This is a genomic window from Treponema sp. OMZ 305 (assembly GCF_024181325.1).
In the GTDB taxonomy this organism is placed as follows: Bacteria; Spirochaetota; Spirochaetia; order Treponematales; family Treponemataceae; genus Treponema.
Window position 1 is genome coordinate 1,994,724 of sequence record NZ_CP051300.1, and the last position, 22,050, is coordinate 2,016,773.

Below are 22,050 nucleotides of genomic sequence, written 5' to 3' on the forward strand. Positions count from 1 at the left end.
AAAATGCAAAAGGTTGTCGATTACCTTGAATGAATAAGCCTGTTCAATAACTTCGTTGTCGAACAGGTCGACGAGTTCTAAATCGCACAAATAGCACGATTTAGAACATCGCATTTCAAGGTAACCTGTTCAGAAACGGAAGTTTCCGAGCAGGTTTAATGGGAAACGGCACGTTCTTGAGGAGTTAATAGACAGGGTGTTTCTTAAAAGTCTTGAAATATTCGGATTTAAATCGTTTGCGGATAGGACGCGGATAGAGTTTGCGGAAGGTATTACCGCCTTGCTCGGCCCGAACGGCTGCGGTAAAAGCAATGTCGTCGATGCGATGAAGTGGGTACTGGGTGAGCAAGCGTCAAAAACGCTCCGTGCGGAGAAGATGGAAGACGTTATCTTTAACGGCACCGAGTCGCGGAAGGCGCTCAATGTGGCGGAAGTTACGCTGACTATCAGCAATGAAAACGGATTATTAAATCTTGAAGTAAGTGAAATTGCCATAAAGCGCAGGCTCTACCGGTCGGGAGAAAGCGAATATTTTATCAATAATACGCCGGTGCGGCTCAAAGAGCTGCGGGAGCTTTTTTGGGATACGGGTGTCGGAAAGGCGGCGTATTCGGTCATGGAGCAGGGAAAGATCGACCAAATTCTTTCCAGCAAGCCGGAAGACCGCCGCTATTTGTTTGAAGAAGCCGCCGGTATTACACGGTTTAAAGTACGCCGCGCCGAAGCGGAGCGCAAACTGCAAAAGACCGAAGAAAATATGCGTCAAGTAGAAGGCGTATTGGGAGAGGTACGCCGCTCCTACGATGTTCTGAAAGTACAGGCGGAAAAAACCGTCAAGCACCGGTCGCTGCGGGATGCCATCTTTGAACACGACCTCGATATCCAGCTGTTGCGCCTTAAAAAATTCACCGACGATTACGCACAGCGCGAGGAAAGCATAAAAGAAGCCAAAACTAAGCGCGATGATGTACAGACCAAAATCGATTCCATCCATACGATGCTTTCCGAGAACATGGACGAAGTCAACAGCTTGGAAAAAAAGCTCGACGAACATCAAAAAGAGATTTACGGACTTGCCATCGAAAAGCGTGGAAAGGAAAATCAGGCACGTTTACAGGCAGAGCGGCAAACCGAGCTTAAAACCAAACTCGGTCAGCTGGAGCTGCGCAAGACGGGGCTTGAAGAGCGTATCGAAAACCTTGAAGAGGACGCCGGAGAGCAGGATGCAAAGGTGCACGACTTTAAAAAGAAGGTGCAGGATATTCAAAAAAATATCGATGACTTTGAAGAAAGTCTCCGGCTTGCGTCGCAAAAGATTACCGATAACGACACTACCCGTATGACGCTGCAGGAGCAGATTGAAGAACTCGATAAAAAACGCGCCGGTATGGAAACCGAGCTCCGCGCCATCACCGAAGACATCGTTACGGAACTGGATAAGAACCTTTCCGCAGCAGGCTATTCGGCGCAGGGACGCGGCAAGCTGGAACAACAGGTTTTTGACTGCATCAGCCAAATCAAGGTGCTGTTAAACGGCCGTAAGAATATTTTTTCGGACTTTGCCGCGCTCAGCGATCATACTGAAAAAGAGACTGCACAGTTTGCCGACAATGCCGTACAGTCGTTTACCGAGCTGCTCGGCTTAACCGAATCGCTGGAAACATATTTGCAGGAGTACAAAAAATCTTCTGCAAGTTTTATCGACGATTTTTTAGCGCCGGAAGGTATTATCACTCAAAAGCGTAGTATCGACGCGGCAATCGAAGCAAATCGAAATACAATAGAAGAAAAACGAAAAAAGATAGCCAATCTGCATACCGAAAACGAGCAGCTCGCAGTAAAAATAAACGAGTACCGGAAAACGCTGGAAGACCTCCGTATCCATAAAACCAAGATGAAGGCGGAATCCGATGCTGCCGAGCAGCAAGCGGCGTTTTTGCGGAAAGAATTGACGGTACAGCAAAATGCGCTCCGCGAACTTGAAAACGAGCTGTACACGGAGCAAAAACGCTTTGACGAGGTAAAAGAACAGCTCCTCGAAATTGAAGGAGAAATCGCATCGATTGACCGCAAGGGACGGCAGTTGACCGAAGCGCTCGAGCAGCTGGAAAAAGAAATCACCTCTCGCAACAACGAGCTTTCGAGCAACGAAGGAACGCTGAAAACGCTCAATGCGGAACTGGCCAAGCATAATTCACTTATCGAAAAGTATTATGTCGATACGGCAACCCTTGAAATCGAAATCAAAAACGTCAAAGACAACTTTAGAGAAACCCATTCGCGTGAATTGATGGAATTTGAAGAGCGGATGTATAAAATCACCGCTTCCCCGATGGATTTACGAACGGAACTTGCCGAGCTGCGCAAACAGCTGAAAGACCTCGGCAGCGTCAACCTGATGGCTCCGGAGGAGTTCCAAGAAGTAAAGACCCGATTTGATTTTTTGACCGGACAGATCAACGACCTCGATAAGGCCCGCTCGGATTTGCAGCGGATTACGGACGAAATAAAGGCGGAGTCTACGGAGCTGTTTCTCGTCACTTATAATAAGATCAAGAAGAACTTTCACAATATGTTTAGGCGGCTCTTCGGCGGCGGCAGGGCGGAAATTAAGCTGACCGATCCCAAACAAGTGCTTGAATCGGGTATTGAAATCTTCGCGCAGCCTCCGGGAAAAAAGCTGGAGAACATCGGCCTACTGTCGGGTGGAGAAAAATCCATGACAGCAGTAGCGCTCCTTTTTGCAACGTACATGGTTAAGCCCTCTCCGTTCTGCCTCTTAGACGAGATAGACGCGGCGCTTGACGAGCAGAACGTCAGCCGCTTTGTTACCGCGCTGACAGGCTTTGCAAATGTCAGTCAATATATCGTCATCACCCACAACAAAAAAACGGTACTCGGAGCAAACACCATGCTCGGTGTTACGATGGAGGAATCAGGCGTCTCCAAACTCATTGCAATCAAATTAGATAATGATATTGAATTATTAAAGCAGGAGAAAGCGGAAGAAGATGCCGATACTTTTATAGAAGAGGATGTAGAACCCGAAGAAGGTATCTATATTCCGTCACGGCCGCCGAAGCGACGACATATAAATCAGGAGGAACAGCCGAATGAACATCATAGAAACGATTCGGACACATAAGCTTATCGTTCTAGCTTCTGCACTCGGTTTATTGGTTATCATGTTGATGATTTCCGTGATTATTTTACTAAGCGGAACAAAAAAGCCGAGTGTCGATCCTGATGAAGTAATGATTTCAATCGATCCGGTGATTTTTATGCTTCCCGACGAGCCGCTTGAACTTCCGCCGATACAATATTCGCGCAAACAAAAGAAAATCTGGACTGATTCGGATTTACAGTATTGGTATACGATTCCCGATGCGGAGCAGATGCAAAAACTGCACGATATAAATGAGCGGCAAATGAACAAATTATGGGAGAGTGTTCCGTGAAAAAATCGATCTATCCGCCCTGCCTTATCCTTTTCGTATTGCTCCTCGTGCCGGTTACCGCCTGTACGACAAAAGCTGCCGCTGAAAAACCGCAGGATACCCCTTCGCGGCAGGAACAGCCTGCTGCGAAGGGGGCTTCTCACACCGGCGATATGATGTCTCCGCAGTCGGCGCCTACAGAAACACAGCCGTCAAAATCGGCAACGCAACCTGATGCGGTATCGGGCGCGACCATCGATACCGTATCCGGCGCAACCGTATCCCAACGGCAGAAAAAAACGCCTGCATCGGAAGCAGTAGGAGCCGACAAAGATATGGCAACCGGCGGCGCAGCTGTATCTCAAAAACAACATACTACGGCCGCCTCCCCTGCTCTTGCCGCCGCCGATATGTCTGTCCCTGCAAAAATCGCCGGTGAGGCAGAGCCTACCACCGCAGCCGCCGAGAACATAGCAGCGCCCGCAGCGGCAGATACAGCCGCCGAGCAGATTCCGACAGCTCCGTCCACCGGCGAACCGGTACCGCTTGTAGCCGCAGACACGTCGGCTACTTCTGCAAAGCAGAATGTACCGGCGTATGAAACAACGCTTGCGGATCTTATCAGCGATTTTGAAAAACAGGGCGGCAGCCACGGTTACGAACCGCCGCCGACCTTCCACGAAGAGATGCTCGACCTTTTTTCTCCGCAAATATTCACCGTTGCGCTTTCAAAAGAACCGGAAACCGAACAAAAGCCCAAGGTTTCGCGCATGGTTGCAGTCGAAGAAAAGCAGCGGCTGGAACTCACCTATCCGGGACATGGCTGGGTCTATGTCGGCGAGCAAACCTCCCAACCGGGGTTAAAGTATGAACAGCGGAAACTACAGGACGAAAATTCAATTTTTATGTTTACCGCGGAGAAAAAAGGCGATTATGTACTCCATTTCTCCTATTTTGACGTATTTACCAATGAGTTTATCACCGACGCGGTAGCCGTATCGGTGAGCGCTGCCCGTTCACCCGCGGCAAAAGCAATGGTAAAAGCGCCTGACTATCAAACCGAAGCGGATTCGGATGCGGCAGAAGCACAAGCTAAAAAGAATACGCAATCAGCCGCTTCCCAGTCGGCAAGCAATTCGACCTCAAACACCGGAAGCGGTACGACACCACACACGGCACAAGCAGCCCCTGAAGCTCCGCAAACAGCGGGCGCCGGTTCGCAAAGCAAAATTTCGGAGCAGGCTATGACCGCCGAAATGGTGGAAACCGCAGCTGCGGAGAATACCGGCGATTCAACCGGACAAGCCTCCACAGCAGCAAGTGAAGAAATACTCAGCTCCGACCAATTGCTCGAAAAGGCACGCACGGCAATCGCCGCTGCGGACGCAGGCACGGCCTTAGCATATCTGAACAATTTCTTTGGTACCGCGGAAGAGAAACTGGATGAAGGTTTATTTTTAAAAGGGCGCGCGTATGAACTAAATAGTTCCGTACGCAATATCAGACTGGCTCTCGCCGCATATAAAACGCTCACAGACAGCTTTCCTCAGAGTAAGTATTGGGCGGAGGCTGACGCGCGGATACGATATATCACCGGCTTTTATATCAATATCCAATAAGGAGCTTTGAAACTACCGATTTCATTGGTAGGGGGACATATACATTTTGGTTAATTTTATTAAACCTACCCTTGAGTAAATTATCTATCTATGGCAGTATTGTCGCACCATAGAGCCGGACAATCCGGTCATAATCAATTATTTTTAGTACATGTATGCTCCGATGAGGCGGAGCTGAGTTGAAGAGGAGAATATTGTGGTAAAACATACACCCGCATTAAATGAAGAACAAATCACCGCATTTCTTAAAGAAGTAGTAGAAACCGTTAAGACGGAAGAAGATCCTGACGTCCTTAACGCTTATCGTAAGATTTTTAGAAAGAACGTACCATTTACGCTGCGTTCTTATATCGCTGCATATCTAATCAAAGAGTATGAAGGCTCATCCTTTCCCCGCTCAAAACCGTATAGCCGACGTCCGAACCCTCGCTTCGGCGATCGTTCACGAGGATATGTTTCCGACCGTCCGCCGGTAGAACGCCCGATGCTTGATCCGTCCGAATCGGTCAGTATTTTTATGAGCATCGGTAGAAGCCGCCGTGTCTTTCCCCGTGATATTATCACCCTGCTTATCCAAAATGCAGACATAAGCCGCGAGCGAATCGGCGATATCCGTATCCTCGACAACTACTCGTTCGTGCAAGTCATGAACGAAGACGCGGATAAGATAATCGAAAAGCTCAATGATTTCCCATATCGCGGCAGGAATCTTTCCGTCAGCTATTCCCGTAAACCGGAAGCAGAAGATCTCGTGACTGAAACCGTCATCGAAACAACCGGAAGCGATGCAGAATAAATGAAGCTGTGGCCTGTCCTTATTGTCTTTATCTACACGGCGTGCTCGTTTAATTATCAGGAACTGCCGGAGCAAACGGTGCCTCAACCTGATATGATATTTACAAACGTCACGTTAAAGCGATATGAAAATACACTCGTCGATTTAAGTGTGTATGCACAAGAGCTCGAAATGTATGATGAAGAAAAAATTTGGGCAGGCAAGCATATCAACTTTGTACAGTACGATAACAAAACGCAAAAAGAGTCTATGAAGGGCGAAACGGGTATCTTGTACATTGATGAGAAATCAGAAGAATACTCGCTTGGCGGCACGGTATCCTTTCAACTGATTGAAGATGATTTTTCGATCCGAAGCCCCGCCCTTATATGGAAAAAAAAAGAAAACTTCTTATCGGCGCCTGCCAATGAAACGGTAACGATTACTCAAAAAGATGAAATTACCATCGAAGGCAAAAGCTTTGCTGCAAATACCGCCGCAAAAGCATTTGCCTTTAACGAAGGCACAACCGGAACTATCTTGATAAAAGAAAAAGAACATACACAGGTATCCGATTGACACGAATTATTCTGTCTTGAAGATGGGAGCCCATCGTTTTTAATCCTCCTCAATACTGAAACGGCAAATTTTCTCAAAAAATTTTCATAAAAACGGTAGTTTTTCCTCAAATCTTTAGCCGAATTGCCGCTCGTGCTCTATATCCTTTAAGAAACTGCAACCATCGTGTTTTGTTTTTTATGAGACGGTCGCAGGATGAGGAGCTGAGCATGACTATTATGAGTTTTGCATCCTTCGGCTATGAGGGAGAGATTATCAAGGTTGAAGCGGATTTGCGGCGCGGGCTACCGATTGTCGATATTGTCGGGCTACCGGGTTCGGCAGTGAAGGAGGCACGGGAACGGATGCGCGCTGCCATCAGTAACTCCGACTTGCCTTTTCCGCAAGAACGGATACTGATCAATTTAAGCCCTGCCGACCAGAAAAAAGAAGGCAGCGGGTTTGACCTGCCGATTGCACTCGCGGTATTACAGGCAGACTGTGCGCTCGATACACCGGTGATGGTAATCGGAGAACTGGAACTATCAGGGCGGGTGCGTCCGGTTCGGGGTGTCTTGGGAGCTTTGATTTCGGGATCTGCCGCTGGGATCGAGTTCTTTATCGTACCAAAAGAAAATGAAGCGGAAGCCCGTATCCAGCAGGGGGTGCGCATATACGGTGTTGAAACGCTGCGGGAAGCTTTGGAATGCCTCTATGCGATTGAAGCGGAACTGCGTGTGGAAAACAATAGCGAATCAAACGGCGGCGACAAAAACAGCGGCGCACCGGCACGGGAAGCTACCGGACACACAGGAAGCTCAGTGTTACAAGACGCCGCAACTCCCGCCGTCAGCGCTCTTGTTCAAGGGAAAATGACATACTGCAGCGGCATAGCAGCGAAACCGGTAATTTCAGTTGCCGCTTCATGGTCGGAACCAAGTCAAGCGGATGCCGCGGCAAATACAGGTACGGGCGGCTTTTTCGAGGAGGTGTACGGGCAAGGCGAACTGGTGCGAGCTTTGCACATTGCGGCAGCAGGCGGACACAGCGTGCTTGCCTACGGACCGCCGGGCTGCGGTAAAACGCTTTCGATGCAGCGGTTTGCCAGTCTCCTTCCCGACCTAGACCCGAAAACGGCGGAAGAAGTTACCCACATCTATAGCATCGCAGGGCTTTTACCGAGTATGCGCGGTCATGATGTGCGGATTAAACGCCCGCCGTTTAGAATGCCGCATCCGAATGCCAGCCTTGAGGGAATGATCGGCGGCGCGGGAAAGTGTATGCCCGGCGAAATTTCCCTTGCGCATGGCGGAACGCTTTTTTTGGATGAAGCCGTGCAGTTTAAACAAACCGTGCTGCAAACGCTCCGTGCGCCGCTGGAGACGGGTACCGTCACTTTGAGCCGTGCAGGAAGGACGAGTACCTTCCCTGCCCGCTTCCAGCTTCTTATGGCGCTTAACTCATGCCCATGCGGAAATCTCGGCGCCGACGGTAAGGTATGCACGTGTATGCCCGCCGTGGTTGAACAATACTGGAAAAAACTGACGGCTCCGCTGATTGACCGCATCGACTTGCGGATTCCGGTGTTTCCGCCTCAAGCATACGGGCTGCCGGAAAAGCCGTGTTACAATACCGCCGATATGCGTAAAAAAATCGCGGCTTCGGATAACATACAAAGAGAACGGTATGCCGCATATCTGCGTAAAGGATTAAACGGCGGAGCGGCGGAAACACCTGTACACAACAAGACGGTAGACTTCAACCTCGCCGGTACTGCGCAATCGGCAGCGCAGCTGTCTTACAAAAACGTACACCTGACTCCGTCAGCCCTGTCGGCATTGTGCCCGCTTACCGGCGAGGCGGAGCGTATTTTTACCCATAATGCCGAAAAAAAAGAGCTTTCGGGAAGAGGGAGTCACGCAATTTTGAAGATTGCGCGTACCATTGCCGATCTTGCGCAGGAAGATGTAATCGCCGCGGCTCACATCGAAGAAGCGATCCGCCTCCGCGAATGGAGTTCTTTCTTACCGTTTTTTATGCACTGAAAGGGAGAATAAGCAGGCTCGGCATTCCTTCCATGTAGTAAAAAGCAAGGCAGCAAATATCTCAAACAACACCGGCACTGCCGTGCGGACACTTTGAAGGTCTTGCCTCCCCTGCCCTTCCATAATCAACAACCTCGATGCGGCTTGTGAGTATTGCTCAATGTTTCGCACTATATGTTCTATATTTTTCCAATACAAAACGGCATGATCTGCATATAGTTCAAGCTGTGCTTCTTTCTCCTTGCGGCTCCAACATTTTGCAGCAATCCATGCCGGCAGCGACATAGCAATAGGAATTAAACCGAATATCAAATAAACAGCATGTCTAGGGTTCCATAATATACAAAAGTTATATTGATGAAAGAAATTTCTAATTTTGTATGCAAGCAGAATAAAAGCGGCAAAAGTATTCTGAACAAGAACTTAGCATAGATAAGAATATCTTAAAAACCGCTACGGCGATTGCAATAAATAATATTATGGAACACTAGCTATTATAAATTTTAGACTCATTATCCATGCCAGGTATAACACATTCCCCGACTAATAAAATGTTTATTATTTTTCAATCCGGTAAACCATATCTCCGGAATTCCAAATATACATAATTGCGGATACAGGTTCTTTTCCATCTGCCCAAATCAACCCCGTATATGTTGTGTTAAATCCATAGTAGCCTTCTGTCAAAATTTCAAACTCTACATTGGAAAATTCTTCAATATATTTTTTCAATCCAATGGCTTTTCCGGAAAAATCACCTTCATAAACTGTCTTATCAAATATCAGAATATTACATTCATCTAAATCGCAGTCATAAAATAGAACAGATCCGGAATATATTTTTTCTTCACCTTCAGTATATTGAAATAATTTATTAAGCTTTAATGTTAAAATTTTGTTTTTGAATTTGATACTCTCTATCCTACTATCATGTAAGCTGAAAAGGATATTACTTTCTCTATCATGTATTAAATCCATCGCCATCCTCATACATTTCTATTTATATCTTCCATCAATCTGCGCAATTATACTGTTTTTAAGGTGCTTGTTCTATCGGATGTAAATAATCATATTTCTTGATATAATAGTGTGTTAAATGGGAGCGTTATTATGTACATAAGACCTGAAGATCGGCGTGAAAAATCGAATGCAAAAATAAAGGGAATGGGCATTGCCTGTATGGAAGCGCTGCCCTTGGTGGAATCATCAAAAGAGGCGAAGCTTAAAAGCCTTGAAGAAATATGCGACAGAGCCATCGCATGTCTTTTGTCAATTCAATTGGCCGAAGACATTCATAATGAGCAAGGATATGAAGAATCGAAGGAACTGTTTTTACGTTTGCTTAAAAACTACGAAGTATCGGACTGCCTTTTGGAAAAGGAAAAACGACTTTTTGACGGAACATACAGCGAACAGGATGTCATCGATGTCTGCTGGACTTATGAAGCGTATTGGTCGCTTGTGTGGGCGTTGGGCTTGGTCGAAGATATTTCCTATCCGAATGACATCTGTGATGTGGAACGAGCGATAAAACTGGTTGGCGATAGCGATGGGAAAGCTGCGTTTAAAGCACAATGTAAGTTACGCGGAATAGAAGAAATACTGGATATGCTCGATCTTCACTATCGTTACCATTGGGCAACGGTGGAAAAGCGGCTCCGCCCGGAAACGGAAATCAAAGACTTAAATCCCGATGTTTTAATGGAACGGCGGCGCGGACTTGAGTGGCTTATTTCCGAAGAAAGCGATTGGTTCGATATTTCGATGGATACGTAGGCGGGTACCGCTCGTCCTTTAGTTTTTGTTTTCCTTTCCATATCTATTGCCATCAGGTAATTTATATCTTCCTTTTTTATCAATCGTCTTACTGATATTATTGTAATCCTTATATTTCTCCCCAAAATCCATACATCCATTTCTCGGTATTCAAAGGATAAATTTCATTCGCTTGGTTTAGCAAGAGCAATATTTTTTCTTTCCGTCTCATTTTTGCATTTTCGCTCTTTAAATCTTCCATTCCTTCAATCAGTTTTTGTGCCTTATTCTTTAATCCGTGCCATTTCTGCCAGTCTTTAACAGACATTCTCTCCGATTTTTCTTTTAATATCTCTCTCCATAAAATTTTTTCTCTCACTTCTTCCGGATTTTCAGGTTCTCCCAATATTGCCGGCTCTAAATAAATCTCATTTAAAAAGTTAACCTCTAAAAATGATTTTATCTTTTCACTCACATAAATTTCCTGATTTCTTAAAGAATCAACGATAAAAATATCTTTTGTTGAGAGAGTAGATTTTACCAACTTTTCTTTTTGCTCATTTTCATCATAGTAAGCATATCCTTCCTTCTCTGGAATCAAAGCATATAAGTTTCCTAATGTTTGTGACAAAAGCTCATTATGTTTTCTGGCCGTGATATATTCTTCCGCATCCATATCGCCCGAAGGATACATTTTAGGTTCATCTGCGGATAAATCCCATGTCTGCCAATCCAAATTGACAATTCTTTCTTTACGAACCTCTGCAAAATTGAGGTTTGAAAAACAGTTCTCCATTAGTTCTTTTACATGCTCTCTTGCTATAATAACTGGACGCTCTTTATCATATTGACTTCTGTATATTTCGGGACAAAAAGGTGCAGTCCTCGACAAACAATGTTCTTTTTTCTTCTTATCAAAATAATAAATTCCTTGCCACAGTACCTCCCCATAAGATGTCCATGGCATTTCTTTGTTTTTGAGTACATAAATCATCACATATTCTCCATAAAAATATCTTTGTTACACTAAAACTTTCCAATATATCGCTATTTTTATCCGGCGAAAATATATTCAATGACAAGCAGCTCCTTCACTTTTTCATATTTTTCAATCCATTCTTTTGTCGGCAGCATATAAACCTCCACATAAAGATTAAATAATATAGTATTTATCAGTACATGTGTCCACAGACAAAAGTCTCATTTTTTAGTATACTTACAAAAAGTTTTTATTGGAGGTGAAACTATGAAAAAAATCGAGCATCAATATTTCGGTCAGTTGAATCTTGCGACAACAGATGATGTAGAAGTAATTTGGGAAAAAGAGATTCAGGGGATAGACACAGGGCTTTGGCTCGACAAAAATGTAGAACTGTCTACCGGCATACTCGACCTTTATGCACAGTTTCTTGAGAACATAGACGATAAAATAAAAGAAGCAAGAAAAGCACTTATAGCATATTTAAAAGATGACAGTTACTATATCGACTTTCATATTGAAGAATGCAGACTGGAAGATTTGCCGAGCGATATTACCGAGTTTGTAAGTAAAATGAAGATAACGAATGTAGGCTTATGGATTGACAGTGAAAAGCCGCACATCACAATGGATTTTATGATTGCACCTGATGAAAGCGATGAAATACTCTGCGTAAAATTCGGTGAAAATGCAAAGATCATAGCCATTGATTGGGAAAGTTAGCAGTAGGAAATGTTAATGCAGAATTTTTTTGTTTGCCCCTGCAAAATCAAATATAGGGAGTGTTATAATTCTTCTATGAAAACGAGGACATTGACGATAAACTGATAGATTACATTAAGAATAATCCCGAAAAATTTGTCTTCATCGACACTTACGAAACAAATGAGGAGTAGAGAGAAAGCAACAAACTATGATTTATGTTAAATTCTATAGCAAAACTAAAGATTGTTTTTTAGAGGACATCAACAGAAACTCAAGTGCCGAGATTAAAAAAATGATCAACAACCCCGATGCGAGCGTCGGGGTATGTTGTTCTCATAAGGTGGTTGCAGTCGGCTTTAATACCCTTTGTTACGACGCAGAGCGTCGGGGTATTAAATCCTCCGCACGAATAAACCGAGAAGCTGATATTATCTATCAATCTCCTCATCCAAATAAGATTATTTGGGCTGCAAAACGGCTGGACGAAAATTGTGTACGCATAATGGTATTCGATAAAGCTGCGAACAAAATTGCTTCTATAAAAATGGAAGATGAATTGAGCGATTCAGATATAGCTTTTACAAGTTTAAATGAAGACAATCGCATAGTAGTATCCTTTGCAGCAGGACAAGACGGTTCTCAAGATTATTGCATAGAATTAAACAATAATGAGCTGAAAATAATATATAAGTTTCCGGATAATTTATCGTATATGTTTAGCTTCGATAAATATGCTTTGCTTGCTGATTTTTACAGTTCGATTTTTTTTAAAATTTTTTCCTCGGATTTTACACCGATTGCTGAAAAGACATATTCTTTGTTCAAAGAAGATTCATTATCCAATGTACAGAAAATCAATGATAGTTTCGGAATATTTTGTACCACTGAAGGGAAGTGCTATGTATTTGATTTATCCGCACTTGAATTAATTGATGAGCTTATTATTGATTGTAAAACAGATGATTTTAAAAAAAATTGGGCTGTGAATGCATTATTTCAAACAAGAGATGAAATGATATTCGAATATCGCAATTATAAGAATGGGAAAGAAAGCATTGAATGGATAAGTGTAGATAAATTATATTTGGATAGAATTATCAAAGAACGGAAACTGTGATATAATTAAAAAAAAGGATAAATTATGAAAGCTAAAACCGGCGATGTATACTGTGTGTATAATTCACATTTAAAAAAATATACTGCGTGCCAAATAACAAAGATAGAGGAAGGTGAGAAAAAACCGAAAGCAATACTGCTCTGGTTAGATTGGTCGGGTGAACAGCCTCTCAAAGAGGAAGAATTACCTTTACTAAAGCCGCTTTATCAGGACTTTATGTACTGGAAACGTGGCCTGCATCTTTGTTATGTTGATGTCATGGTGCCTGCGAACCATATGTTAATCGGTAACATGCAGCCATTAACCGATGAAAGCACAAATACCTATGCAATGTCTTGGGGAAACGGATACGAAGTATATCGTCAACTTAAATGGCAGGAAATTCCTAAAGAGCAAAGAGATGCGTTTAAAAAAGCGGAGAGCAGTAAGGAAAAAATTATATTTGCCGGAAAAGAAATGGCGGTTTCCAGACATCGCATATATGATGATGTTCCTTTTGAAAATGTGCTGGAATTAAAAGCCTTTCCATGCTTATCCTATTTGGCATGTAAAAAATGGCATATCGGTTTATATGACTATTTACAAACCTGTCCGTTTTTAGATGAGCTGGTACTTGAAAATCATCAGCAAAAAAGATTGGATTTTTCCAATACGCATTTACATAAGCTTTCCATTGATATGAACGGCGTGGAAGAACTGTATCTGAATAACGAGTTGGAAGAACTTATTCTGTTAGGTGAAGTAACAAATAACTGTAAAATACATGCTGTTGAAAACGGAGCTTTATTACTTTTAACATCAACTGAAATAGTGCCTAAAATACAGGGGCTAAAAGACTTGGGCAAACTGCATTGCTCAGAGATTACAGAACTTGATGTAGCCGATATTTTAAAAGCATATCCGATGCTGAAGGAATTGCGGCTATGGGGAAAACCCGGTATTCTTTCTAACCTTTCTATGCTATCCCGATTTACAAAATTGGAAGGCTTTACCACGGTTGATTTATTCGGTTTTTCTGCCGAAGACATTCCGGAGCCGGATCGTTTACCTAACTTACATTGGTTTTGGATGAGCAGCCTGCCGGAAAATGCAGCAAAAAAAGCTAAACAGCTTTATAAAAAGAGAAAAGAAGAAGGGCTTGATCTTTGGATACAAAAGCCGCGAAAACCGGAATGGTTGGCGCAGAACCTTGACAATCCGTTCCGCTCATGGGACGGACAAGAAAATATTTCTGCAGCGAATGCCAAGAAAGCAGCAGATGTATATAAAAAAACAAGAGCCGAAATCCTCAAATTGGAACAAAGTTCGCCGATCGAAGCAGCCCGGACTGCCGAAGCTTTGGTGAGGGCATACACTGCAGCCTTTAATAAGATGGACAAACGCAAATATTTTATTGAAACAGTAGAAAGAGAGGATATCTATTGTGCCCTTGCAGAACTTTTAGATTTAATACCGCCTTCTCTATCTATCAATAAAGAAAAACTCTTGGAAATTTTTGACCTGACACGGGATTTTTAGGATTAAAAGATGTTTCCGAATTATTTGGACGGCGCAACTATTTTAACGATTGCTCACTTAGCCGATGATTCTGAAAATGAATTTGTAAAAAAGATATTCGCAAGGATAAATCAACATACCCCGACGCAAGCGTCGAGGCACAGTGCTCAACGTTTCGCACTGTGTGTTCTATAAGGTGGTTGCAGTCAGCTTTAATACCCTTTGTTACGACGCAAGCGTCGGGGTATTAAACCCTCCGCACGAATAAAGACTTCGAGAATCTTTCTCCCAAAGAACAGGAAGTGTTCACAGTAAATTTTTCGCATATCTTTAAAAATTAATATGAATAAAATTGTAACTACAACAGTAATAGTAATTTTTACTTTTTTAGTTTTTACAGCCGATATAGTGTTAATCACAAGATTTTTCACACTGATAAAACAAAGAAAATATAATGATTCGGCTCCTCTTTGGGGTGGACTTCCCGATTTGTTTTCGAAAATTGAAAATAAATATCTTAAAACTTTTTTGAACTACATCATGCTAAATATTGCGGTGTATATCATCAGGTACCATCTCCCAAAGACAGGGTTTTTTACCGGAACTTTTACCTTTTCTTTTGATATTGTTATCGAGAGCTATAGATTTTTAGTATCGTTTATAATAACGAATTTGTTTTTAGCTATTAGTCAGCTTACAAGAAAAATAAAAATTTTTCAACAAAATACAATTTCGGCTAAACTATACTACATTGAACTTATCATCATTCCCATTATTGTTATTTTTTCTCTTTTTTTTTGACAGTGTTTTTAATAATCTTGCAATGAAGGTAACAATATAAAAGAATAGTACACTTACAAAATTGCTAAAAGCTGATAGAATAAATATATGGAGGCACGATAAACAGTTCGGCAGAAATTCAGCCTCACTGTTTATCTTCGAGTTTGCCTTTCAGGCAGACATCGTATTATTATATATGTGTGCTTTCCGGCACACATTTGAAAAAACTTTTTTCAGGATTTAATAATCCTTGTAAAAAGTTTTTATAGGGGTAAAAATATGAACGGAGAATTATATCTAAAAAAGGGCATGCTGCAACTAAATAAAAAATTGTATGATGAAGCCTTGGAAACTTTGAATAAAGTCATCGAACTCGATGATGATCTTGCCAGTGTTACATCTGCAAAATGTATTTTAGGTGAATATTATTTTATTCATCAAAACTATAAAAAATCAAAAGAATTTTTATCATGGATTTATGATAAACAAGATGAGCTTGAAGAAGAGTTTGACGATTTACTTTCAGAAGAAATTGATACCGCGTCTGTGCTGATGGAGCTGATTGAAAAATATAAGTTGTAAAACAAATTTACTAAAAATACGCAGGAAATGATATTGTATAAAAAATAATTCTTATATTTATAACTTAAAAATAGAAGATGTACCTTGGCATCGTCTTCCTACAACTTATGGAAGAGCAAAAATACTTTCTTCATGGTTTTAAAAAGGGAATAGACTAATGCCGAATTCAGGGTTTAACTTCGACCGCTAAAATGGTGCAGTCGAAGTTAAATGACGAGTTTGTCGTTCGGCAAACATCGTATATTATATGTGCGCTATTGCGAACTAATTGAACAACTTCCAAAGTTGACACTTTGTTCAGTTGTTCAATTTTAAGGAAGGAAAAAATTTTACAAGAACTTGAAGCGGAGCGGTTACGCCGTCAAAATCTTACAAAAGAAGATTTGCAAAAAAAATATGCCGAATTACAAAGAGCCAATTTTCCTCTTAGCGAATGTATCGGTTTTATAGCCGATTTAGGCGGCAGTAATGAGATTGCTTATCATTACGAATTGATTTGCGAAGACTGGGAGTGCGATGATCCGTTGTATTTGGGGAACAGTTTCGATAAACACGATTTAACGGGGATTGATTTTCTTTTTGCGGCTATAAACAAAGCTTCAACCGAAAAAATACGGGTATTCACCGCCTATCTCATTGCCGAAATTCTTGTAAGGTCGAAACATCGTGATTTTCATACGGCTGCATGCAATCGTCTTGTGCCGATACTTGTTTCGCTTACAAATACGAAGGACTGTGTTCTGAGGCGGAAAGCGTTGATAGCTATCGGGTGGGTTGGGACAGCGCAAGAGATTGGTATTTTTAATGACAGAATGCTTCACGACGAGGATAGTCTTTGCCGTGCATGGTCAGCTTCGGGGCTATGGCAATTATCATGTAACAGACTGCATAGTCAAACAATACTCCCGGAAGTAAAAGATGTTTTGAGACAGGCAATCGCTGTGGAAAAAGACCTTTTTGCATGCGGCGTAATAATAGAGTCGGCACAGAGTTTATTCGGTAAAAAATGGATATCGTCTATCGCTGTTGAAAATGCAGATGTTGTAAAAATAGAAAAGGCTCGCAAATCGGCTGTCAGATTTTTAAGTAAGGATTAAATATAAGGAGTATAATCATGAAACAAATTCCCGATTTTCTGAAAGAATACGAAACCGCTTTACAAAAATACAGGCAGCGTTCTGTCGAAATTTTTGCGACAGCCCTAAACGACGGTGAAACAACGGATATAAAAAGTTCCAAGTTTTTGGGAACCCCTTATTTGCCTGTCGGTATGGACTATCCGAAAGACAAGGGTGGCAAATATGAACGAAATTTATGCAATTAACGACTTATCGGAACTGGAAGATTTTTTACATTCTCAAAACTCCATTGAAAACATACCTGAAAAACTTTTTGTAGAGTTCCTAAAATATGCGGATTATAAAAGCGTATCGGAGTGGAACAAGGCGGTGCGGCTTTGTGAATGTCTTGCCGTAATCGGCTGGGGAAATCATGAACCTTTGGAAGCGTCAAGAGGTGTGTTTTTTAACGGTAATCCCCGTACCTTTTTTTGCAACAGATTCGGAGAGCTCCGGTTTGTCGAGGCAATATGGTCAAAAAGAAAAACGGGATTTACGATGGAACAGGGTAGAACTTCCTATTACCCCGCTCCCGACTGCAAAGACAAAAAACAACCGATGTATTGGGATTACCCCGTAACTGAAAATATAGAAGACATAAAAATTGAAAGTCAACGTAATTGGATTCCTAAAAATCCTGTTTGGATTGTACATACAATATCAAACTGTTATGAAAATTCAAAACCGGTTATAGAAAGCATTAAAGAAAAACTTCAGGACGAATTAAATAAAAAGATGCGTCCCGAAAAATACGGCAAAGCCATAAATTGTATTTTATTGAAATGTGCTTTCAGCTATTATGATAATAATCATTGTAAAACAAACTATGTCATCGATGAATCGGGGCCAAATTATCAAATCAAGAAGCCGCAAAAGAATTACAGAAATTATACACAAAAGAAGAGATTTCCGAAAACGGATATTACTTGCGTCCCCGATTTCAATACGGGCCATTTAGAGCAGATGCAGGCAAGATAAATGTAGTTATACATTTTGAAAAAGAATTCAGCCGATTAACACATCGTCAGCAAAAAGAAAAACTGGCAGAGTATTTTTTAATTTCGCTTAAAACTATTGCAGAAAAACAAAAAAAGAAAATACTGAATTATGATTTCAATTTAATGATTTCCGATTTTACGGAAATAATGAAAAAATGGATGAATTAGGAAGATGTAAACATGCGCTATTCATTTATGTCGGAAAATCTAATCCCCCTCTTTTTTCAATAATATCTTGTACATCCTTTCCCAAAGTCAATAATTGGTTCATGTCTGATATATCGCTTATCCCGAAAGGATTGAAGGATGTAGCGCCTGTAATTGTTTTGTATTCTTTCGGTCTTGATATAAATGATATTTTCCGATTATCAATTCCTATATCAACCTTTACCAATTTGTCATGATTCGATTTGATTTTACAAAATAAAATTTTACCGACCATAATTTCTTTTTCATTTTCTACAACTCTTATATTAATCTTATCGATATAAACAATAAATTTTTTTGCTACACTTTTACGAATTTTTTTCATAATAAGATATGATATAACCAACGAAGGTGAAAACACTAAAAATTTAAATAGCGGATGAACTTTGTAAGTAATCATTCCAGAATAAAATGACAGCAGGTAGGTTAGTAATATAGGAAACATAAAGCCTATCGGAAAGCATAGTCCCATAATCATGTCGCTTTTTGGTGTTCCTGCCACAAATTCAAATTTTTTCATCATGTATGTATCTACTAATTTCTTTTATCAAATGATAGGTTTCTATAAAGCGAAGATGCCAAATCTTCTTGTCGGCAGTAATTTCTTCGTATATATTCTCCAACGTATGCGCAGGCGCTAATAATCCTAAAGAATAATCTTCGAAAATGACTTCACCTATCTTTTCAAGTTTATCTAATAGAAGTCCTAAATCTTTGTGATTAAACCAGCAATCCGTGTCCAGAGCATATTCCGTATTTTGTTTCTTACAGGCAATTTCGCTGTTCAAAAAATCATCCATAGTCGGCTTATCTTTTTGCAACAAACGCGTGCAGGCTAAATGATATTCTATTTTTCTTGGAGTCTGATCAATATCTGAAACAAAAACGACGCCGTACTCATTCTCAAATTTAACTGCAAGTACTTCTCCCACGTTAAAATACGGGCATCGTTTAATTTTTGCCTTCGGTACCTTAATCGGTTTTTGATTTTCACTTTGCAGCTGTACTGCCAGTTTATCCAGTGCCTTCTGCCTTTGCGTTAAAGCTTTGCTGTCAATTTCAAGCCAAAAATCATCAGCGCCTTTTGAAATTATTGTTAATGCCTTATTCTTTATCTTCTCAGGCAAATGTCCGACCTTCCACAAAGAATAAGCGAATGCAGTCCAGTAAATCTCTGTGTAAAATGAACCTATACAAAAATTATTCTCGTCATTTAAAATATCTTCAATTATTGCGTCGATATTTTCACCGTCTTTATATCGTTCTACTATAGAATTGTAAATATCATACCCATCGTCACTGTCTATAATTTTTACACCGTCTATTGCCATTTCACATAATCTCCTTTAATTATATATTATCCGCTTTTCAGTGATAAAATTCCCTGTATAAATTAGGATACTCATATCCTACAGGATATTTTCTAAAAATAAGATAGACGAATACAGCCGCAAGCAGGCAGAAGAAGTTGACGATGTATAAGTATTTAAGCGTATGGTGCCTGTGAAAAAACAACATAACGATTAAGAGGGTCATTATACCGATCGGCACATAGAGTCTGAACGTAATATAGTTATCTGTCATAGGTTTCTTTCCTATCTTTACTAACCCGTAATTCAGGTATTCCTTATTTTCTTTACATTGCAGTTCATCAAATACCTTCCTAAATGTTTGTAAGCAAAGGCTTTTATTCCTGACACTTCCTGATGATGATGTTTCAACAATTCATCAGGAGAATTCCATACTCCAAAATCTTGAGTAATTCCTTCGCTTTGTATGTACGTGTTGTTCCTGTCAAAATCAATTATTGGATGCCGGAAATCTTTTACCGCAACACCATAACCGCAGAAAAAACCGGTGCAGTTTGCAAATTGTTTTTGCAGTTTTGATAAATACTTTTGATCCAGTATAAAGGCTTCAAGTTCATACCACTTATCCTCAAAATACACTTCAACCCAACTGTGAAATATATTCTGCGGCGCATTTTTATAAACAAATCCGCTCATTACTCCTTTCTGTAATTGTTTGTCTATGGTAAAACCATGAACTCGACAAGGAATTTCACAGGCACGCAACAAAGCCATGAAGAGTGTTCCTTTTGTATTGCATTGACCGTATCCGTCCTTAAGAACTTTAGATGCGCTGATATCATCATCTGTATTATACCCGAATGCGATATCATCTCTTACAAAGTTATAAATAGCTTTAAGGCTGTCAAATTTATTTTGTTCTTTCCAATGTTTTTCTTCTATTAATTTTTGAATGCTCGGATTTGAAAAATCCAGCATTGTAGTCTCTTGCAAGTATTGATTCATATCCATTTTATTTCTCCAATGCTTTCAGCAAATCGTCTATAGCCAAATATCCTTTTGCGGTATCATCACAAACCATTTTCTTACCTTCTTCTATTGCTGATGCTGTGATTATATTGGGAATATCCCTCTATTCTTAAATAGTATGTTCATTATTTCGTGCAACGTCAATATGTCGTCATTACTTATTTATATCTCATCTTCGCTTAATTCTCTAAAATTTGAAATATGATATCCAAAATAGCATTGCCCCGATTTGCCTATAAAAAATTCCATGTTCCGGCCTATTAGCTATCTCGCCTAAGTAAATCATAGGCATGTCATCAGAAAACGGATATAATACCATTCATTTTTGCCGGATAAATAATACCGCACTTAGATTCATTATTTTTGCCGCCTCAAAGAACTTATAAGTTTATATTCTCAATCATCTGTTATAATTTGTTTTACCTAAAGGAATAGGAGTCGGATTTAACAATACCCAGAGAACCGAAAGTTCACACAAACGCTCTGTTATAGCATCTTCATCCTCACCGTTTGTACGTATGCTTGAAATAAGCTCTTTGGTCTCTTTCAGTTCTTCCTCAGAAAGCGGCGTGCCTGAAGCAAAATGATTTGGCAGGGTATTAAGCATATTTCTATAATCTTTATCCCAGTTTACTCCGCCGTTTCTATATAGCTCATCCTGCACCCTGCCTGTTATACGGATGACTTCGCCTTGTACTGTTTTTGCAGCTCCGCTTGAAGGAATAAGCATATCCCAGAGTTCATCGTATTGTTTCTTCCAAGAACCTGTCTTTATAATAATAGGAGAAACTCCGTCATGTATCTTACGTTTTGGAGCAGGCTTTACATCAAATAGTACATAGAGTTTTTCAAGCTCCGCTTCTGTTTCAGTAAGATAATCTTTATTAAAGTTTTCTCTGTGAAATTCAAAATCCTTACCGATTATTTCGACTCTTTCAGCCATTTCAGGCACTACCTCAGCATCCGCCTTTATCAGCATTTCTGCAATTTCTGCCGCCTGTACAATATTACTATTTCTGCAAGTAGCAAGAGCTTCGGCTAAAGGAGTTCGCCCCATATCATTTTTTGCATTAACATCTGCACCTTTTTCAATCAAAAAACTTACTATCTTAGGACGGAAAAACCCTGCTGCCGTATGCAGAGGTGTACTTCCATATGTATCAGGTTTTTGTATATCTCCGCCTAATTCATACAGCAGTTTTACAGTATCTCTCCCCAGTGTGGCATGTTTATATAATGGCGTACGCCCATAATAATCAGGAGTATTTACATCTAACCCCTGTTCTACAAGCCAGATCACAAGTTCATCAGGAACACCGCCAAAATGAAGCGCCGTATTGAGGCTGTATCTACCGTTATGAGCGGTAAGCTCACATTTATCATAGACGGCTTTAAGAGCTTCAACATCTCCTGCTGTAATCAGTTCATCAAAATTTTTAGGTAAGGTAACTCTTTTTTTTGCCATTGTTCTTCTCCTTAGTTATAATCCCAACTTATTAAGTTTCCATTGTACTATGTGGGTATCAAAAGTATTTGACA

21 protein-coding genes and 2 pseudogenes are annotated in these 22,050 nt (G+C 40.9%); 15 read left to right on the forward strand and 8 right to left on the reverse strand.

The genetic code is table 11. From position 1 onward, the window contains the following. The first annotated feature begins 196 nt into the window (after positions 1–196). The 6 genes from ABK01_RS08710 to ABK01_RS08735 all read left to right on the forward strand — a co-directional run bounded on the left by ABK01_RS08710 (position 197) and on the right by ABK01_RS08735 (position 8,434). A complete protein-coding gene (locus ABK01_RS08710; RefSeq protein WP_253675350.1) occupies positions 197–3,145 on the forward strand; it encodes a chromosome segregation SMC family protein in 2,949 nt (982 codons plus the stop codon). Then, positions 3,114–3,458, forward strand: a complete 345-nt coding sequence (locus ABK01_RS08715; RefSeq protein WP_253675351.1) for a hypothetical protein — start codon at positions 3,114–3,116, stop codon at positions 3,456–3,458. The genes ABK01_RS08710 and ABK01_RS08715 overlap by 32 nt, the downstream gene beginning before the upstream one ends. Next, on the forward strand, positions 3,455–5,056 hold the full coding sequence (locus ABK01_RS08720; RefSeq protein ID WP_253675352.1) for an outer membrane protein assembly factor BamD: 1,602 nt from the start codon (positions 3,455–3,457) through the stop codon (positions 5,054–5,056). The genes ABK01_RS08715 and ABK01_RS08720 overlap by 4 nt, the downstream gene beginning before the upstream one ends. Positions 5,057–5,252: 196 nt before the next feature. Continuing rightward, the gene (locus ABK01_RS08725) at positions 5,253–5,852 is read left to right on the forward strand and encodes a DbpA RNA binding domain-containing protein (RefSeq protein ID WP_212565103.1); all 600 of its coding nucleotides are present in this window, start codon (positions 5,253–5,255) and stop codon (positions 5,850–5,852) included. Next, positions 5,853–6,410 (forward strand): LPS export ABC transporter periplasmic protein LptC, encoded by a 558-nt coding sequence (lptC, locus tag ABK01_RS08730; protein ID WP_253675353.1) that lies wholly within the window; start codon positions 5,853–5,855, stop codon positions 6,408–6,410. It abuts the gene before it with no gap. Between the two features lie 209 nt (positions 6,411–6,619). Further along, positions 6,620–8,434: a YifB family Mg chelatase-like AAA ATPase gene (locus tag ABK01_RS08735; RefSeq protein WP_253675354.1), complete on the forward strand. Its 1,815-nt coding sequence runs from the start codon at positions 6,620–6,622 to the stop codon at positions 8,432–8,434. Here the strand turns inward: ABK01_RS08735 and ABK01_RS08740 are convergent. Further along, a complete protein-coding gene (locus ABK01_RS08740) occupies positions 8,414–8,746 on the reverse strand; it encodes a hypothetical protein (RefSeq protein WP_212565106.1) in 333 nt (110 codons plus the stop codon). The genes ABK01_RS08735 and ABK01_RS08740 overlap by 21 nt on opposite strands. Positions 8,747–8,992: 246 nt before the next feature. Beyond that, the gene (locus ABK01_RS08745; protein WP_212565107.1) at positions 8,993–9,412 is read right to left on the reverse strand and encodes a hypothetical protein; all 420 of its coding nucleotides are present in this window, start codon (positions 9,410–9,412) and stop codon (positions 8,993–8,995) included. A 132-nt stretch (positions 9,413–9,544) separates the two neighbouring features. On the opposite strand from ABK01_RS08745, the gene ABK01_RS08750 reads away from it, so the two are divergent. Beyond that, positions 9,545–10,210: a DUF4272 domain-containing protein gene (locus ABK01_RS08750; protein WP_253675355.1), complete on the forward strand. Its 666-nt coding sequence runs from the start codon at positions 9,545–9,547 to the stop codon at positions 10,208–10,210. 109 nt (positions 10,211–10,319) lie between these two features. On the opposite strand, the gene ABK01_RS08755 is transcribed toward ABK01_RS08750, so the two are convergent. After that, complete coding sequence (locus tag ABK01_RS08755; RefSeq protein WP_253675356.1) at positions 10,320–11,183, reverse strand: hypothetical protein; 864 nt, start codon at positions 11,181–11,183, stop codon at positions 10,320–10,322. Between the two features lie 252 nt (positions 11,184–11,435). On the opposite strand from ABK01_RS08755, the gene ABK01_RS08760 reads away from it, so the two are divergent. From ABK01_RS08760 to ABK01_RS08790, 8 genes and pseudogenes are all read left to right on the forward strand, one after another. Further along, complete coding sequence (locus ABK01_RS08760; RefSeq protein WP_253675357.1) at positions 11,436–11,891, forward strand: DUF2004 domain-containing protein; 456 nt, start codon at positions 11,436–11,438, stop codon at positions 11,889–11,891. A gap of 190 nt (positions 11,892–12,081) precedes the next feature. Further along, a complete protein-coding gene (locus ABK01_RS08765; RefSeq protein WP_253675358.1) occupies positions 12,082–12,990 on the forward strand; it encodes a hypothetical protein in 909 nt (302 codons plus the stop codon). Between the two features lie 24 nt (positions 12,991–13,014). Next, positions 13,015–14,508 (forward strand): gliding motility protein, encoded by a 1,494-nt coding sequence (locus ABK01_RS08770; RefSeq protein ID WP_253675359.1) that lies wholly within the window; start codon positions 13,015–13,017, stop codon positions 14,506–14,508. 321 nt (positions 14,509–14,829) lie between these two features. After that, a pseudogene (locus ABK01_RS11820) lies at positions 14,830–15,328 on the forward strand (hypothetical protein). A 218-nt stretch (positions 15,329–15,546) separates the two neighbouring features. Beyond that, complete coding sequence (locus tag ABK01_RS08775; protein ID WP_016523692.1) at positions 15,547–15,849, forward strand: hypothetical protein; 303 nt, start codon at positions 15,547–15,549, stop codon at positions 15,847–15,849. A gap of 293 nt (positions 15,850–16,142) precedes the next feature. Continuing rightward, positions 16,143–16,946: a HEAT repeat domain-containing protein gene (locus tag ABK01_RS08780; RefSeq protein WP_253675360.1), complete on the forward strand. Its 804-nt coding sequence runs from the start codon at positions 16,143–16,145 to the stop codon at positions 16,944–16,946. A gap of 17 nt (positions 16,947–16,963) precedes the next feature. Further along, positions 16,964–17,173, forward strand: a complete 210-nt coding sequence (locus ABK01_RS08785) for a YwqG family protein (RefSeq protein ID WP_253675361.1) — start codon at positions 16,964–16,966, stop codon at positions 17,171–17,173. Continuing rightward, positions 17,151–18,133 (forward strand): annotated as a pseudogene (locus tag ABK01_RS08790) (hypothetical protein). The gene ABK01_RS08785 and the pseudogene ABK01_RS08790 overlap by 23 nt, the downstream one beginning before the upstream one ends. A 25-nt stretch (positions 18,134–18,158) precedes the next feature. On the opposite strand, the gene ABK01_RS08795 reads toward ABK01_RS08790, so the two are convergent. From ABK01_RS08795 to ABK01_RS08810, 5 genes are all read right to left on the reverse strand, one after another. Continuing rightward, the gene (locus ABK01_RS08795) at positions 18,159–18,695 is read right to left on the reverse strand and encodes a hypothetical protein (protein WP_253675363.1); all 537 of its coding nucleotides are present in this window, start codon (positions 18,693–18,695) and stop codon (positions 18,159–18,161) included. Then, positions 18,679–19,503: a hypothetical protein gene (locus ABK01_RS08800; protein ID WP_253675364.1), complete on the reverse strand. Its 825-nt coding sequence runs from the start codon at positions 19,501–19,503 to the stop codon at positions 18,679–18,681. The genes ABK01_RS08795 and ABK01_RS08800 overlap by 17 nt, the downstream gene beginning before the upstream one ends. 37 nt (positions 19,504–19,540) lie before the next feature. Next, positions 19,541–19,756 (reverse strand): hypothetical protein, encoded by a 216-nt coding sequence (locus ABK01_RS11825; protein ID WP_371922007.1) that lies wholly within the window; start codon positions 19,754–19,756, stop codon positions 19,541–19,543. A 32-nt stretch (positions 19,757–19,788) separates the two neighbouring features. Beyond that, the gene (locus ABK01_RS08805; protein WP_253675365.1) at positions 19,789–20,493 is read right to left on the reverse strand and encodes a transglutaminase-like domain-containing protein; all 705 of its coding nucleotides are present in this window, start codon (positions 20,491–20,493) and stop codon (positions 19,789–19,791) included. Between the two features lie 418 nt (positions 20,494–20,911). After that, entirely contained in the window at positions 20,912–21,976 is a 1,065-nt protein-coding gene (locus ABK01_RS08810; protein WP_253675366.1) for an ankyrin repeat domain-containing protein, read from the reverse strand. Between the last annotated feature and the right edge of the window lie 74 nt (positions 21,977–22,050).